Genomic DNA, 13275 nt, shown 5'->3' with positions numbered 1-13275 from the left:
TTAATTTTCGAAAAACTTATTTTACTTTTTTCTGAAGTTTTGACGTGTCCGTCATTTTGTTAATCAAGATTTTCGGGTTTTCGTACAGATAAATACTGCTGTTTCCCGAAGCCTCAATGGTTATATTTTCCATCACTTCAAGGTAGGCATCACTACCAATATTGCAGGTAACATCACAAGAATTTATGGTGAAGTTCTTACCGTTAAACAGTGAACTGTTATCCAAATCTATTTTGGCTAAGTCGCAAGAGCCTTCTATTATGGCATTTCCGCGTTGATACAGCGTAGCCATAAAGTTTGGTGTGTTTATCAAGGCTTCAAGCTTACTATTTCCGCTCATATGAATAGAGCAGTTTTCACTTGTTACGTTTAGTTTAACCTTGGATTTATCGTCCGCTTCAAAGTCAAAATTAGGAGTTTGAACCGTAAGGCCTATTTTTGAAGAACCTTTTGCATTCACCTTCAAGCTAGGTAAATCCATGGTTGCCAATGCCAGAATTTCAGCTTCATCAGTAGTTTTAATTGATTTTAATGCATTGTTATAACCGACCTTAATGTTCAATGCTTTTTTTGAAGTTATCTTTGCTTTATTGTTAAAGGTAAGCACGCTATCAATAACTTGAAATTTAATAAACTCATGTAGGTTTTCATCGGTTTCAATTTCAACAGTAGGATTATTGTTAAAAATAATTTCAATGTCAAAATCTTCATCCAAAGCAATGGTGTGAAATGCATTTATGTCAGTTATTTGCTTGGTAACATTTCTATTGCCTTTAACCTTTTCTTGTGCTGTAATGGAGTTAATTACTAGCAGCAGCAATAAACTTAGTAAATAATTTTTCATATTTTTATATTCAAGGGTCATTATAAATTTAGACCCATTCTGCATAAAAGTAGTCACTTTACAATCAAAACGCCAAATAATGAATACTATTTTAGTTCCAAAAACGTAAATATTTTCTTATATCTTGTTGCTTTTTTGAAACATTGTTTAATCTATGACAAAAATCATATTCTTTATTACGTTTGGTGTCGAACTTTGCATTATAATTAATAAATGAATTTGAAATGAGCATTATTAGAAAAATAAACGAACCAATTTTAACCATACTTGCTTTTTTGGCAATTTCGGTCAATTTAACCCAAGCACAGGAGTTTAAATTGAACAACCCAGAGTCCTCTCTAAAGGTTTTGGGTACTTCAAGTTTGCACGATTGGCATGTTACAGCAGAACAGCAAAGTGGTAAAATTAACTTTTCAGATATTGAGGCAGGAAAAATTGAGAGCCTTTCAGTATCTATAGTTGCAGAGAGCTTGAAAAGTGGAAAATCCTCAATGGACAAAAACACTTATAAAGCATTAAAAACTGATGACCATAAAAACATTTCGTTTCAACTTACCGAAGTAAAGGACGTTGTTGCGAAAGGAAATGGAGCTTTTTCAGTAAAAACAATGGGAAACCTTACCATAGTAGGCACCAAAAAAAGCATTTCGCTCGATTTTGAGATGAATTTAGTGGGGTCAAAAATTAAAATTTCGGGAGATAAAAAAATTAAAATGACCGATTTTAACATAGACCCACCCAAGGCCCTATTCGGTACCATTACCACAGGAGACGATATAACAATTGAATTTACAACAGTATTTAAATAAAAACCAAATTAACAAACAATAAAAATTAAAAATCATGAAAACAATATTTAAACATTCAATTTTAGCAATAGCTTTATTTACTGGCCTGAGTTTTTATGCTCAGAACAGAAACTTAGACAATTACAGGCAGCCAGATAAAAATGGCGTAAATGTATTTGAAGCCCCAAAAGATACCGTATCTACGTTTGACGGAGTTAAGGTACGCGTTGGTGGTTCATCAACCCTTCAATATCAAGCATTAGATCATGAAAATGGTGTAGCTCAAAGTGATATAGATGCAGGTACAGTAATGGCATTAAAAAGCATAGGTTCTAACTTTAACTTAGCAACTGCCAATTTAGATTTAGATGTAGCGTTGGCCAAAGGTGTAAGAATGCACTTAAGAACTTATTTGTCATCTCGTCACCACCCAGAACCTTATGTAAAAGGTGGTTATTTCCAAATTGACAATTTAGACTTTATTAGCGAGGGTTTATTGTCTGATTTAATGGATAATGTAACCATTAAAATTGGACACATGGAAAACAACTACGGTGATGCCCATTTTAGAAGAACTGATAACGCCCAAGCCATCTATAACCCATTTGTAGGTAACTTGATTATGGATGCCTTTACAACTGAAGTTGGTGGTGAAGTTTACTACCGAGGTGAATGTGGTGTTTTGGCTATGATTGGAGTTGCAAATGGTAAATTAAATCAGTCAGTTGCAAATGGATCAAATGATAAAACAGGTGGAGCATCTTTATTGGCAAAACTTGGTTATGACAAACAAATAACAGATGACTTTAGATTCAGATTGACAGGATCTGTTTTAAATACTGGTTATGTTCCAAGAAACTACCTATATACTGCAGACCGTGCAGGTTCTAGATACTACTTTGTAATGGAAGATGTTGATGCAGGAGCAAGTAGTCCTTTTAGATCTGGTCGTTTTGATCCAGGTTTCACAAATAGAATTACTGCTATTATGATTAACCCTTTCGTGAAATACCAAGGATTGGAATTCTTCGGAACTGTTGAGCTTGCAAGCGGTGGTGCTATGGCTGAGTCATCTGACCGTAAAACAACACAATTGGCTGGTGAAGTAATTTATAGATTTGGTAATACTGAAAACTTTTACATAGGTGGTCGTTATAATACAGTGTCTTCAGAACAATCATTTGGAGATGTTGATATAGATAGATTCCAATTGGGTGCAGGCTGGTTTATGACCAACAACATCCTTGCTAAAGTTGAATATGTAACTCAAAGCTATGATGGCTATCCATCAACAAGTATCTTGAATGATGGTAAATTCAACGGTTTGATGGTAGAAGCAGTTATTAGCTTCTAGTTATTAAACCAAAATACACAAACAAGTCTCTTAGTGCGCCAATAAATAAAATAATGATCCCTAAAATTGCACTTTGAGACTTGTTTTTTTAATTTTATAGTATAGAAACATTATAAATATTGGGTGATGAAACGAGGTTTGTTTTTTGTCTTTGTTATTGCTACTCTGGCCTTTGCCAGTAAGGATGATTTCTTTATTAGCACAGAGGTAAATATTGAGCCAGAAAGTTCCTTGTTTGTAAAAGGAACAACCAACGTAAATACCTTTAAATGTATTTATAATGTTACCAAATTTAAAAACCCGATTCCGGTAAACTATCATTTGGAAAATGGTAAAATGGTATTTAACAAAACCGTTTTGGTTTTAAATAACAACTGTTTTGATTGTGGTGGAAAAGCGATAAACAATGACTTTCAAGATATTTTAAAATCTCATCAATATCCTCAAATTAATTTGGTTTTAAAAGAGATTAAAAGCTTGGAAGAAAGTACCAATGTTGAAGTTTTTGTAGATATTGAAATTGCTGGGGTAAAAAGACCATACGTTATCCCGGTGAATTTGAACGAACAAGACAATATGTTCATAAACGGCCATGTTGATATTTGTTTGACCGATTTTCATATCACGGCGCCCAAGAAATTTTTCGGACTCATTTCGGTAGATAACGAAATTGAAATAGAGTTTAAATTGGTAGTACAAGAAGAAGAGAGTTAAACACTTTGCTTACTCATAAAATAAAAGGCTCCAAACATTTGTGTTTGGAGCCTTTTTTAATGGTTGGTTTTGTGTTATTTTCTCTTGATGTGTCCGCCAGATACATCCTTGTTTTTATCAACCGTGCTGGGGTTTCCATAATATGAAATATCTCCGCCACTGCTTGTTTTAGCGGTTAACGAATTTTTAGTGTTTACCGTAATATCGGCGCCACTTGTTGCTTTTACTTCACTGGAGTCCGCTATTAAATCGGCCGCTTTAATGTCACTGCCACTGTTGGCTTCGGCAAAAAGTTTTGATGTTTTTCCAGATAAACGCATATCGCTCCCACTTGTTGATTCACATTTTAAGATAGACGTGTTTACATCAAGATTCATATCGCTTCCGCTCGTTGATTTTAATTCTAGTTTTTCAGCGGTAATGGTGTTTGTTGCGTACACATCGCTCCCACTTGTTGATTCGATTTTAGAGATGTCCTTGAAGCTCACCTTTACCTTTTTGGAAGTGGCATTGCCAATTTGTTTTTTACAATGGATTTTTAATACCCCATTTTCAATTTCAGTAAGAATAAGGTCCTGAAGGTTTTCATCGGCCTCAACGCTAATGCCTTCATTGTCACTCTGTGTAAGGTAAACATCGAGACCTTCATTGACTTTTATGGTTGAAAAAGGTTCATTTACAGGTCTTTCTGTTGTAATGACTTCTCCATTTCCGCGCACACCTGAGTTGAGGTTGATATCGAAATTACATGAAAAAAGCGATAGGCTTAATATGGTTGCTACGATGATTTTGATTAATGTTGTCATAACTGTTTGTTTTTTGATTTGATTTTTATTTTGATTGATGATGGGTTATTATTCCGATTCTATTTTAACACCATCTGAATTGATGTTTACTTTTACTTCTTCAGATTCTGCTTGAAAACCTTCTTTGTCAATTTTAAGATGGGTATCTTCAGCGTGAACTTCCAGACCATTGTCGTCTAGTTTTAAACCAGGCGTATTTACTTTTATGCTAAATTCTTCTTCTGGGCAGTCCAAACATTCGCTGTCTTCATCAAGAATCTTAACATGGTGGTTTAGGTATTTTGACGAAACTAAATTACCATCATATTTTCTGTAATATAAGTAGCGTTTTGTGCTGTTATTTAGATATAATATGGTGTTTTCGGGCAGATACAAAATAACGTTAACGCTTTGGTCGCTAAATTTACTTTCAGGGTTTGTGGTTAAATATGAATCTAGTGATAATATGTTGTTTTGAAATCCATACTTGTAATTTATGTTTTTTGCCCGCTCAATAGCCGTGTCGTAATCCCTGCCATCTGCACTTTTTTCAATCACAATTTTTGCAATTGAATCGGTTGTAGATTTTACAAGTAAGTCTATATCTTGAAAATAAATAACCTTATTTCCATTTTCGTCATGTGCTATTTTAAAGTCATGTCTTCTGTTTTGAAAGTCATAACTCAAATTCGAATTACTAACCATTTTTACGGTTAATGTGTCATTGGCCATAACCGGCAATTCTGCTTTTTCAATATAAGCTTCGGTAAATGCATGCTCGCTGGCTTGACGGATTCCAATCACAATCAGGGCTATTATCGACATAAACCATAATCCCAACAGAGTGAATTTGGCAATATTACCTATAGATTTTAGGTGGTTGATTAGAATTTTCAATCCTAAGTAAAAAAGGAAAAAGAATGGTATGCCAACTGCAAAAAATGCCAATAAGGATATTAGCCAAAGTGGCGCGCTACTGGAGTTTACTATCTCAACAATATCCAACCCCGGAATATGTACAATGTCAGCAACCCCAAAAGAAAATAGGCCAATAATTAGAGCTATTAAAGCCGAGGCTCCAACAAAAATTAAAAATACGCCAACAAGTTTTGCAAATACACGAAGGAAGAACATTATAATGTCTGCCAGCGTGTCAAAAAATGTTCTTGACGATGATTTTATGGAATTAGCGCTTTTTTTTACATCTACTTTTTTTGCCGCATTAGATACTGAGTCTGACACGTTTTTAGCAACGTCGCTTACCGTTTCGGTTACAGAATCAAAACCGTCTTTTATTTTTTTTTCGATGTTGCTAATGTTAACAGGTTCTCCCGTCATCATCAGTTTTTCGGCAGTTGTTTTAGCTTCGGGAACCAAAATCCAAAGTAAAATATAAAGCAATACACCTGTTCCGGCACCAAATACCAATAGAATCCAAGCTAAGCGAATCCAAATGGCATCAATGCCAAAATAGTGTGCCAAACCTGATGAAACTCCGCCTATATAGGAGTTGTCGGTGTCTCTGTATAATTTTCTGGATGTGGAAGATTTTTTTGAGTATGAAGTGCTTGGTTCATCCTCAAAAATTTCGTCATCAACCAAATAATCTTCAGGTTGCCCCATTACGGAAATGATTTCGTCTACTTCCTTCAGGCGAATAACTTGTTTGTTGTTCTGAACGCGTTCGTTAAAAAGCTCGGCAATACGTGCTTCAATATCTGCTATAATTTCAGAACGACCTTGAGAGTCTGTAAATGAACGTTTTATAGCCTCAAGATAGCGCTGTAATTTTTGGTATGCATCTTCATCAATATGAAAAAATATACCGGCTAAATTTATGTTGACTGTTTTATTCATTTTTTTGTTGTTTTTTGGCTTGTTACAATGTTTACTGCGTTACGTAATTCGTTCCAAGTAGTATCTAATTCGTTTAAAAATAATTTGCCTGTTTCGGTCAATCCGTAATACTTTCTTGGAGGTCCAGAGGTACTTTCTTCCCATCTGTAGTTCAATAGTCCAGCGTTTTTTAGCCGCGTAAGTAACGGGTAAATGGTGCCTTCAACCACAAGCAATTTTGCGTCTTTTAGCGTATCTAAGATTTCTGCAACATACGCGTCGTTATCTTTCAATACCGAGAGTATGCAGAATTCTAAAACGCCTTTTCGCATTTGTGCCTTTGTGTTTTCTATCTTCATAGTATCATGCGTTTAATATGGTGAAACTGTTCATTTTTTGATTGATTTGATGATTATTTTGATGAAATTTTAATTCTAATTATGTTCTGGGCGTTGCGCCTCCTTGGGTCGTCGCCGGGCTTTCCGCTACAAGTCCTCGGTCGTGCCTCCCTGTGGGCTTTCCACTACAATCCCTAACGCGGTGCGCAACTCCATTCATGTTATTTTAAAAAATTAATGGTTAAAGGATATTTATAAACTTCGCCTTCTCGGGCTTTTAAGCTTGCAATAACAATAAGTACCAATTCTACGATAAAGGCAATTATGGCAAGTGCCCCCAAAAAGCCACCCAAATAAAGGAGTGGAGATGGCTTGCTCATATTAATGTGAAAATCATGAAAGCCATGAAAATCTACAAAATCAAGACCATTTAAAACTTTAAAAATGAAAAATGGAATGGTGAGTGTGCCTAAAATAACAGCGTATAAAAAAATACTCAGTTGAAAGTTTATGGCCTGCTTACCATTTGCATCAATAAATTCCGATTTGTCTTTGTTGGCAATCCATAAAACGATTGGGCCAATAAAGTTTCCAAACGGGATAAAAAACCTTGTAAAGGTGGACAAATGAATGAACGTTGCAATGTTTTTTTGATGATTATCTAACATGATTTCTTGATTGATTTAGAACATATAATAGTTTCTTATGCAAATATATGTCTAAAATAAGGTACTTTGTTACGCATAGTACTTAAAATTAACATATTTTTAACATATTTTGATGATGTATAATTTCATAACTTAGAGAAAAATTTAAAGCTTAAAAATGAAACTAACACCCAGAAAATTAAATGCTTTTACCATGTTTAAGCTTCCTTCCGCTTACTTGTGTGGGGTGCGCACCAAATATATTGATGCCAACAAATGTATTGTTGCCGTAAGACACAGATGGATAAATCAAAACCCATTTAATTCTATGTTTTGGGCAGTACAGGGTATGGCGGCAGAGTTTTCGACCGGTGCTTTGGTTACGGCTAAAATCCAAGAATCTGGAAGAAAGATTTCCATGCTCGTTACTTCCAATAGTTCTGTTTTTATCAAAAAAGCTACAGGAAGAATCACTTTTACGTGTAATGAAGGACACCTAATTGATGAAGCTATAAGAAAAACCATCGAAACAGGCGAAGGGCAAACAGTATTGATGACTTCGGTTGGCGTGAATGAAGAAGGTCTCGAAGTTTCCACTTTTAAGTTTGAATGGAGTATTAAGGTTAAAAGTTAAATTGTTTGTTGTTAAGGTGTACAGTTGTATGGAGACTTAACATCAAACATCTAAACAACTAGCAAAGTACTGTAACAAAACCCAAAACAAATCAACAAATAAACGAATCAACAAAAAACATTAAAATGACAGCACACGAAATTGACTATAGAATATATGGTGAAGAAATGCAATATGTAGAAATAGAACTCGACCCGCAAGAAGGGGTTGTTGCCGAAGCAGGAAGTTTTATGATGATGGACGACGGCATAAAAATGGAGACTATTTTTGGTGATGGTTCGCAAAAAGATACAGGTTTTTTAGGGAAAATATTAGGAGCAGGAAAACGAATCCTAACCGGTGAAAGTTTATTTATGACAGCTTTTTACAACAACGTGGTTGGGAAACGCAATGTGTCTTTTGCATCGCCTTATCCCGGAAAAATAATTCCTATAGATTTAACGCGTTTTGGAGGTAAGTTTATCTGTCAAAAGGATGCTTTTCTCTGTGCGGCTAAAGGCGTGAGTATTGGTATTGAGTTTTCCAAAAAATTAGGCCGAGGGCTTTTCGGTGGAGAAGGGTTCATTATGCAAAAATTGGAAGGTGATGGCATGGCCTTTGTTCATGCTGGCGGTACCATGGCCATGAAAGAACTTAAAGCTGGCGAAATACTTAGGGTAGATACTGGTTGTATTGTAGGTTTTGACCATTCCGTTGATTATGATATCGAATTTATAGGCGGTATAAGAAACACCATTTTTGGCGGCGAGGGATTATTCTTTGCTAAATTGCAAGGTCCTGGTACAGTGTATATCCAATCGTTGCCCTTTAGTAGGTTGGCTGGTCGAGTATTAGCATCTGCACCGCAAGGTGGAGGTAAAGATAAAGGCGAGGGTAGCATTCTCGGGGGCTTAGGCGATTTACTGGATGGGGATAACAGATTTTAAATGTTATTTAACGAAAAAATAAGATTGTTTTTCCAATTTTTTAGTAAATTGCCTCGTTATTAAAACAAAAGCCTATTAACAAAGATCTACAATTATTCAAACCTTAAACCTTAACAAAGATATGGCGAGAGCAATGCTTGAGTACACCAAAACGGTACTTAACAAAGTTAGTTTTGATGTTACTTTGTTTTGCAGAGAAGTACAAAAGGCGCTAAATCGTTTACTGCCTTATGAGATTGAAGAGCTTAAAATTTTTATTCATTCTCTGATTCAGCAAAACCCAGAATTAAATCAGTGTTTAATTTATTTAAAACCATAAAAAAAGCGACCGATTATCGGTCGCTTTTTTTTTTATGCCCTTTTAGGTAAAGGACTAATGATTTTTACATCCTGAAATTTAATGGCTCCACGGATAATCCCTGAAATGACATCCTGTAAGGCCTCAATAATTTGCATCTTTAGCTCACTTTTGTGATAAATGATGCTAACTTCTCTTGCCGGCGAAGGTTCGCTAAAATAATGCAGGTTTTCTTTTTCTTTTTCGTGAATATCCAATGTATGCAAATAGGGTAAAAGGGTCATGCCTAAGCCTTCGTTCGATAATTTCACCAAGGTTTCAATACTGCCACTTTCCAATTGAAACTGATCTTCGGAATGGCTTTTAAAAACTTTGCACAAGTTAATTACACCATCTCTAAAGCAATGGCCGTCTTCAAGCAGAAGCATATCATCAATTTCTAAATCTGAAACCTCTATTTTTTTGTTGGTATGCAACCTATGGCCTTTAGGAATATAGCTAACGAACGGTTCGTAATACAGTACACGTTCCTTGATGTTTTCGTCTTCTAAAGGCGTTGCTGCTATGGCAGCATCTAAATGCCCTTCGTTAATTCTGGTAATGATTTCATCTGTTGTTAGTTCCTCAATCTTGAGTTTAACTTTAGGGTGCTTCCGTATAAAATTCTTAAGGAACATGGGCAACAGAGTAGGCATAACCGTTGGAATGATGCCCAGTTTAAATTCACCGCCAATAAAGCCTTTCTGCTGGTCAACAATATCTTGTATTCTATAGGATTCGTTAACAATGTTTCTGGCCTGGGTTACAATTTTTCGGCCAACATCTGTCAATTCAATGGGCTTTTTGCTTCGGTCGAATATTTGAATGTCCAGTTCGTCCTCAAGCTTCTGTATTTGCATGCTCAACGTGGGCTGCGTCACAAAACATTTTTCGGCTGCTTTAGTAAAATTTCGGTTTTCGGCAACTGCCAAAACATAATATAATTGGGTAATTGTCATGAGTATAAATTAAGGCTATAAAAATATAAAAACTATCAATAAAACTTATGGAAATAACCATTAATTATAAATTAAATTTGTAGTAAATAAGATAGATTATGGGAATGACATTAAATAGTATTGGATTAGATACAGAAAAAACAAAGGTTTTAGCCAAAGATTTAAATCATTTATTGGCAAATTTTCAAATATATTATCAGAATTTAAGAGGTATTCACTGGAATATTAAAGGGAAACGCTTCTTTGATTTACATGTGAAGTTTGAAGAATTATACACGGATGCCAACATTAAGGTAGATGAAATTGCCGAACGGATTTTAACATTAGGCGAAACGCCTCTTCATACATTTGAAGATTACTCTTCTAGAGCTCAGGTGCCTGTAGGAAAAAACATTTCCCAGGATGAAAGAGCGGTTAAATTAATTGTAGATTCTTTAACTGAGTTGTTGAAAATTGAACGTGTTATTCTTGAAAAATCTGATGACGCCAATGATGAAGGTACCAACTCTATGATGAGTGATTTCATTACCGAACAGGAAAAAACGGTTTGGATGATGAAAGCTTGGCTGGGAGAACCCATTTAAAATTAAGATAGATTAATAGCAAGAAGGGCATCCGTGAGGATGCTTTTTTTGTGGCTTATCAAAGTAATCCCCTGGCTTTTATTTCCAGATATTTATTAATCGTGTCTATCGTTAAATTTTCGGGTGTGGTAAGGATGGAATGAATACCGTACTTTTTTAGTTCATTTACAATCAGGCGTTTTTCAAATTCAAATTTTTCGGCAATGACTTTGTCGTAAACTTGTTGAATGGTTTCGGCTTCGTTTTTTATCAAATTGTCCAGTTCAGTATTTTTAAAGAAAATAATAACCAATAAATGGGCTTTTGATATTGCTTTTAAATAAGCAAGTTGCCTTTCCAAACCATCCAAAGTCTCAAAATTGGTATACATTAAAATGAGGCTTCTATGGGTAATATGGCGTTTAATGTTGGTGTACAAACGGCTGAAATCGCTCTCAAAAAAATCGGTTTTAACATTATAAAGGGCTTCCAGAATAAGTTGCATTTGCGAGCTTCGTCTTTCGGCAACAACCACGTTTTCAATGCGCTTTGAAAATGACATCATCCCGGCTTTATCATGCTTTTTTAAAATAACGTTGCTTATCACTAATGCAGAATTAATGGCGTAATCCAAAAGACTTAATCCGCTAAAAGGCATTTTCATGATGCGTCCTTTATCGATAATGGAATAAACAGGTTGTGATTTTTCATCCTGAAATTGGTTCACCATCAACTGATTTTTTTTGGCCGTTGCTTTCCAGTTTATGGTGCGCAAATCATCACCCAAAACATACTCTTTTATTTGCTCAAATTCCATGGAATGCCCTAGCCTACGGACTTTCTTCAACCCATATTCCAGTGAATTTTGATTGATGTTCAAAAGTTCAAACTTTTTTAGCTGCTTAAAGCTTGGATAAGTTGGAACCATAGTGCCGTCTTCGAAAGTGAAGCGTTTTGCAACGAGGTTTAAAATGGATGAAGCATAAACATTCAAACTACCAAAATGATATTCACCACGTTCGGTTGGTTTTAATTGATAATTGATGGTTGTGCTTTTTCTTGGAGAAATGGTTTCTTTTATTTTGAAATCACGCACTTGAAATTGTTCAGGTATTTCGTCAATGATTTCTAACTGAATTAAAATAGGGTAGTTGTTGGCGATGTTAATTGAAATTTGGTTTTTATCGCCATTCGAGAATTTATCGGGTAAAATTCTTGAAGCTTCAATTTTGTTTTTTCCGATAAAGATGATGAGAAAATCCAATGCAAATAGCAAAGTTAAAACCAGAATAGAAAGCTGCGCAATATTGAATAAAAGCGGAATGAAATAGCTTAATGAAAACAGCACCACAATGCCAATGCCGGCATAAAAGAATCGTGGTTGTATGTAAAAGGGTTTAAGGAATTTCAATAGATTTGTTTAGATGTTTAGATGTTTAGATGTTGATTGCATACTGGTTACTGCCTATGTTGACCATTAACGAGGTATCTCAACCGTTTCAATAATCTGTTTTATGATTTGCTTGCTGGTAACTCCCTCCATTTCACGTTCAGGGGTAACGATAACTCTGTGATGTAACACTGGAATGGCTGCACGTTTGATGTCCTCTGGGGTTACAAAATCGCGTCCGCCCATAGCTGCAAATGCCTTACTGGCTTTTAAAATGGCGATGGACGCCCTTGGGGAAGCCCCTAAATACAAAAACGGATTGCTTCTGGTGGTTACAATTAATTGTGCGATGTAATTGAGCAAATGTTCCTCAACCAAAACCTGGGTTACCAAATGTTGGTATTTTGAAATTTGATTAGCTGTTAAAAACGAAGCTATTTCATCGGTTTTTAACTTGTCTTTTAGTTGATGCTCTCTGGAAAGAATTTCAATTTCATCTTCCAAATTAGGGTAATCAACATCTATTTTAAACAGAAATCGGTCCAATTGGGCTTCGGGCAATCGGTACGTGCCTTCCTGCTCAATTGGGTTTTGGGTGGCCAAAACCATAAACGGAGCATCCAGTAAATATTTATTCCCGTCAATGGTAATTTGTTGCTCTTCCATAACTTCAAATAATGCCGCTTGGGTTTTGGCGGGTGCTCGGTTTATTTCGTCAATTAAAATCATATTTGAGAAAATGGGGCCTTTTTTAAACTCGAATTCAGAGTCCTTTAAATTGAAAACCGATGTTCCTAAAATATCGCTGGGCATTAAATCGGGCGTAAATTGAATACGGCTAAACCCAACGCTCAGCGATTTTGCCAACAATTTTGCGGTAATAGTTTTAGCAACGCCAGGAACGCCTTCAATTAGTGAATGCCCTTTTGCCAAAAGCGAAGCGATAAGCATATCCACCATGTCTTTTTGACCAACAATGACTTTGCCGATTTCCTGTTTTATGGTGTTGACGCTTTGTTGCAATTCCGATAAATCCAATCGGTTTTTAAACTCCAACGTGTTGCCGTCTTGCAAAGCGCTATCATCAATTGAAGATATAATATCGTCTTCCTTTGGGGTTTGGTCTTTTGGGTCTTGAGGCTGTGTGTTTTCTTCCATAA

At 35.6% G+C, this 13275-nt stretch carries 15 protein-coding genes; 7 read left to right on the top strand and 8 right to left on the bottom strand.

The genetic code is table 11. The features are described 5' to 3' along the window. Positions 1 to 16: 16 nt before the first annotated feature. The gene (locus WJN01_RS00370; RefSeq protein ID WP_445195190.1) at positions 17 to 844 is read right to left on the bottom strand and encodes a GIN domain-containing protein; all 828 of its coding nucleotides are present in this window, start codon (positions 842 to 844) and stop codon (positions 17 to 19) included. Positions 845 to 1068: 224 nt separating this feature from the next. Here WJN01_RS00370 and WJN01_RS00365 point away from each other — a divergent pair, with 224 nt between their 5' ends. The 3 genes from WJN01_RS00365 to WJN01_RS00355 all read left to right on the top strand — a co-directional run bounded on the left by WJN01_RS00365 (position 1069) and on the right by WJN01_RS00355 (position 3700). Beyond that, positions 1069 to 1653 (top strand): YceI family protein, encoded by a 585-nt coding sequence (locus WJN01_RS00365; protein WP_445195189.1) that lies wholly within the window; start codon positions 1069 to 1071, stop codon positions 1651 to 1653. A 34-nt stretch (positions 1654 to 1687) separates the two neighbouring features. Further along, complete coding sequence (locus WJN01_RS00360) at positions 1688 to 2986, top strand: hypothetical protein (RefSeq protein WP_445195188.1); 1299 nt, start codon at positions 1688 to 1690, stop codon at positions 2984 to 2986. 126 nt (positions 2987 to 3112) lie between these two features. Continuing rightward, positions 3113 to 3700, top strand: a complete 588-nt coding sequence (locus tag WJN01_RS00355; protein WP_445195187.1) for a YceI family protein — start codon at positions 3113 to 3115, stop codon at positions 3698 to 3700. A gap of 74 nt (positions 3701 to 3774) precedes the next feature. Here the strand turns inward: WJN01_RS00355 and WJN01_RS00350 are convergent, their stop codons facing one another. The 4 genes from WJN01_RS00350 to WJN01_RS00335 all read right to left on the bottom strand — a co-directional run bounded on the left by WJN01_RS00350 (position 3775) and on the right by WJN01_RS00335 (position 7327). Beyond that, a complete protein-coding gene (locus WJN01_RS00350; protein WP_445195186.1) occupies positions 3775 to 4506 on the bottom strand; it encodes a head GIN domain-containing protein in 732 nt (243 codons plus the stop codon). Between the two features lie 48 nt (positions 4507 to 4554). Then, positions 4555 to 6342, bottom strand: a complete 1788-nt coding sequence (locus WJN01_RS00345; protein WP_445195185.1) for a PspC domain-containing protein — start codon at positions 6340 to 6342, stop codon at positions 4555 to 4557. After that, positions 6339 to 6680: a PadR family transcriptional regulator gene (locus WJN01_RS00340; RefSeq protein WP_370478504.1), complete on the bottom strand. Its 342-nt coding sequence runs from the start codon at positions 6678 to 6680 to the stop codon at positions 6339 to 6341. Before WJN01_RS00340 ends, WJN01_RS00345 begins: the two co-directional genes overlap by 4 nt. 200 nt (positions 6681 to 6880) lie before the next feature. Then, complete coding sequence (locus tag WJN01_RS00335; protein WP_445195184.1) at positions 6881 to 7327, bottom strand: DUF4870 domain-containing protein; 447 nt, start codon at positions 7325 to 7327, stop codon at positions 6881 to 6883. 157 nt (positions 7328 to 7484) lie between these two features. Here WJN01_RS00335 and WJN01_RS00330 point away from each other — a divergent pair, with 157 nt between their 5' ends. From WJN01_RS00330 to WJN01_RS00320, 3 genes are all read left to right on the top strand, one after another. Continuing rightward, the gene (locus tag WJN01_RS00330) at positions 7485 to 7940 is read left to right on the top strand and encodes a DUF4442 domain-containing protein (protein WP_445195183.1); all 456 of its coding nucleotides are present in this window, start codon (positions 7485 to 7487) and stop codon (positions 7938 to 7940) included. Positions 7941 to 8065: 125 nt separating this feature from the next. Beyond that, positions 8066 to 8866, top strand: a complete 801-nt coding sequence (locus tag WJN01_RS00325) for a TIGR00266 family protein (RefSeq protein ID WP_445195182.1) — start codon at positions 8066 to 8068, stop codon at positions 8864 to 8866. Between the two features lie 121 nt (positions 8867 to 8987). Further along, positions 8988 to 9185 carry a hypothetical protein gene (locus WJN01_RS00320; RefSeq protein ID WP_370478498.1) on the top strand — a complete coding sequence of 66 codons (198 nt, stop codon included), beginning with the start codon at positions 8988 to 8990 and terminating at the stop codon, positions 9183 to 9185. Between the two features lie 32 nt (positions 9186 to 9217). Here the strand turns inward: WJN01_RS00320 and WJN01_RS00315 are convergent, their stop codons facing one another. After that, a complete protein-coding gene (locus tag WJN01_RS00315; RefSeq protein ID WP_445195181.1) occupies positions 9218 to 10162 on the bottom strand; it encodes a hydrogen peroxide-inducible genes activator in 945 nt (314 codons plus the stop codon). A 104-nt stretch (positions 10163 to 10266) separates the two neighbouring features. Between WJN01_RS00315 and WJN01_RS00310 the strand changes: the two genes are divergently transcribed. Continuing rightward, positions 10267 to 10746, top strand: coding sequence for a Dps family protein (locus WJN01_RS00310; protein ID WP_445196282.1), 480 nt, complete (start codon positions 10267 to 10269; stop codon positions 10744 to 10746). 58 nt (positions 10747 to 10804) lie between these two features. On the opposite strand, the gene WJN01_RS00305 is transcribed toward WJN01_RS00310, so the two are convergent. Both WJN01_RS00305 and WJN01_RS00300 read right to left on the bottom strand, forming a co-directional pair. Further along, positions 10805 to 12136 (bottom strand): DUF58 domain-containing protein, encoded by a 1332-nt coding sequence (locus WJN01_RS00305; protein WP_445195180.1) that lies wholly within the window; start codon positions 12134 to 12136, stop codon positions 10805 to 10807. A gap of 66 nt (positions 12137 to 12202) precedes the next feature. Then, positions 12203 to 13273: an AAA family ATPase gene (locus WJN01_RS00300; RefSeq protein ID WP_445195179.1), complete on the bottom strand. Its 1071-nt coding sequence runs from the start codon at positions 13271 to 13273 to the stop codon at positions 12203 to 12205. Positions 13274 to 13275 lie beyond the last annotated feature (2 nt).

This window comes from Tamlana sedimenti, from assembly GCF_038148895.1.
Classification (GTDB): Bacteria; Bacteroidota; Bacteroidia; order Flavobacteriales; family Flavobacteriaceae; genus Tamlana.
The sequence above is the reverse complement of the archived record's forward strand: the minus strand, read 5'-3'. Positions and strand labels throughout refer to the sequence as shown.

Coding starts and splice junctions, on each gene's coding strand:
- WJN01_RS00370 (WP_445195190.1), bottom strand. CDS start 844: ATGAAAAATTATTTACTAAGTTTATTGCTGCTGCTAGTAATTAACTCC.
- WJN01_RS00365 (WP_445195189.1), top strand. CDS start 1,069: ATGAGCATTATTAGAAAAATAAACGAACCAATTTTAACCATACTTGCT.
- WJN01_RS00360 (WP_445195188.1), top strand. CDS start 1,688: ATGAAAACAATATTTAAACATTCAATTTTAGCAATAGCTTTATTTACT.
- WJN01_RS00355 (WP_445195187.1), top strand. CDS start 3,113: ATGAAACGAGGTTTGTTTTTTGTCTTTGTTATTGCTACTCTGGCCTTT.
- WJN01_RS00350 (WP_445195186.1), bottom strand. CDS start 4,506: ATGACAACATTAATCAAAATCATCGTAGCAACCATATTAAGCCTATCG.
- WJN01_RS00345 (WP_445195185.1), bottom strand. CDS start 6,342: ATGAATAAAACAGTCAACATAAATTTAGCCGGTATATTTTTTCATATT.
- WJN01_RS00340 (WP_370478504.1), bottom strand. CDS start 6,680: ATGAAGATAGAAAACACAAAGGCACAAATGCGAAAAGGCGTTTTAGAA.
- WJN01_RS00335 (WP_445195184.1), bottom strand. CDS start 7,327: ATGTTAGATAATCATCAAAAAAACATTGCAACGTTCATTCATTTGTCC.
- WJN01_RS00330 (WP_445195183.1), top strand. CDS start 7,485: ATGAAACTAACACCCAGAAAATTAAATGCTTTTACCATGTTTAAGCTT.
- WJN01_RS00325 (WP_445195182.1), top strand. CDS start 8,066: ATGACAGCACACGAAATTGACTATAGAATATATGGTGAAGAAATGCAA.
- WJN01_RS00320 (WP_370478498.1), top strand. CDS start 8,988: ATGGCGAGAGCAATGCTTGAGTACACCAAAACGGTACTTAACAAAGTT.
- WJN01_RS00315 (WP_445195181.1), bottom strand. CDS start 10,162: ATGACAATTACCCAATTATATTATGTTTTGGCAGTTGCCGAAAACCGA.
- WJN01_RS00310 (WP_445196282.1), top strand. CDS start 10,267: ATGACATTAAATAGTATTGGATTAGATACAGAAAAAACAAAGGTTTTA.
- WJN01_RS00300 (WP_445195179.1), bottom strand. CDS start 13,273: ATGGAAGAAAACACACAGCCTCAAGACCCAAAAGACCAAACCCCAAAG.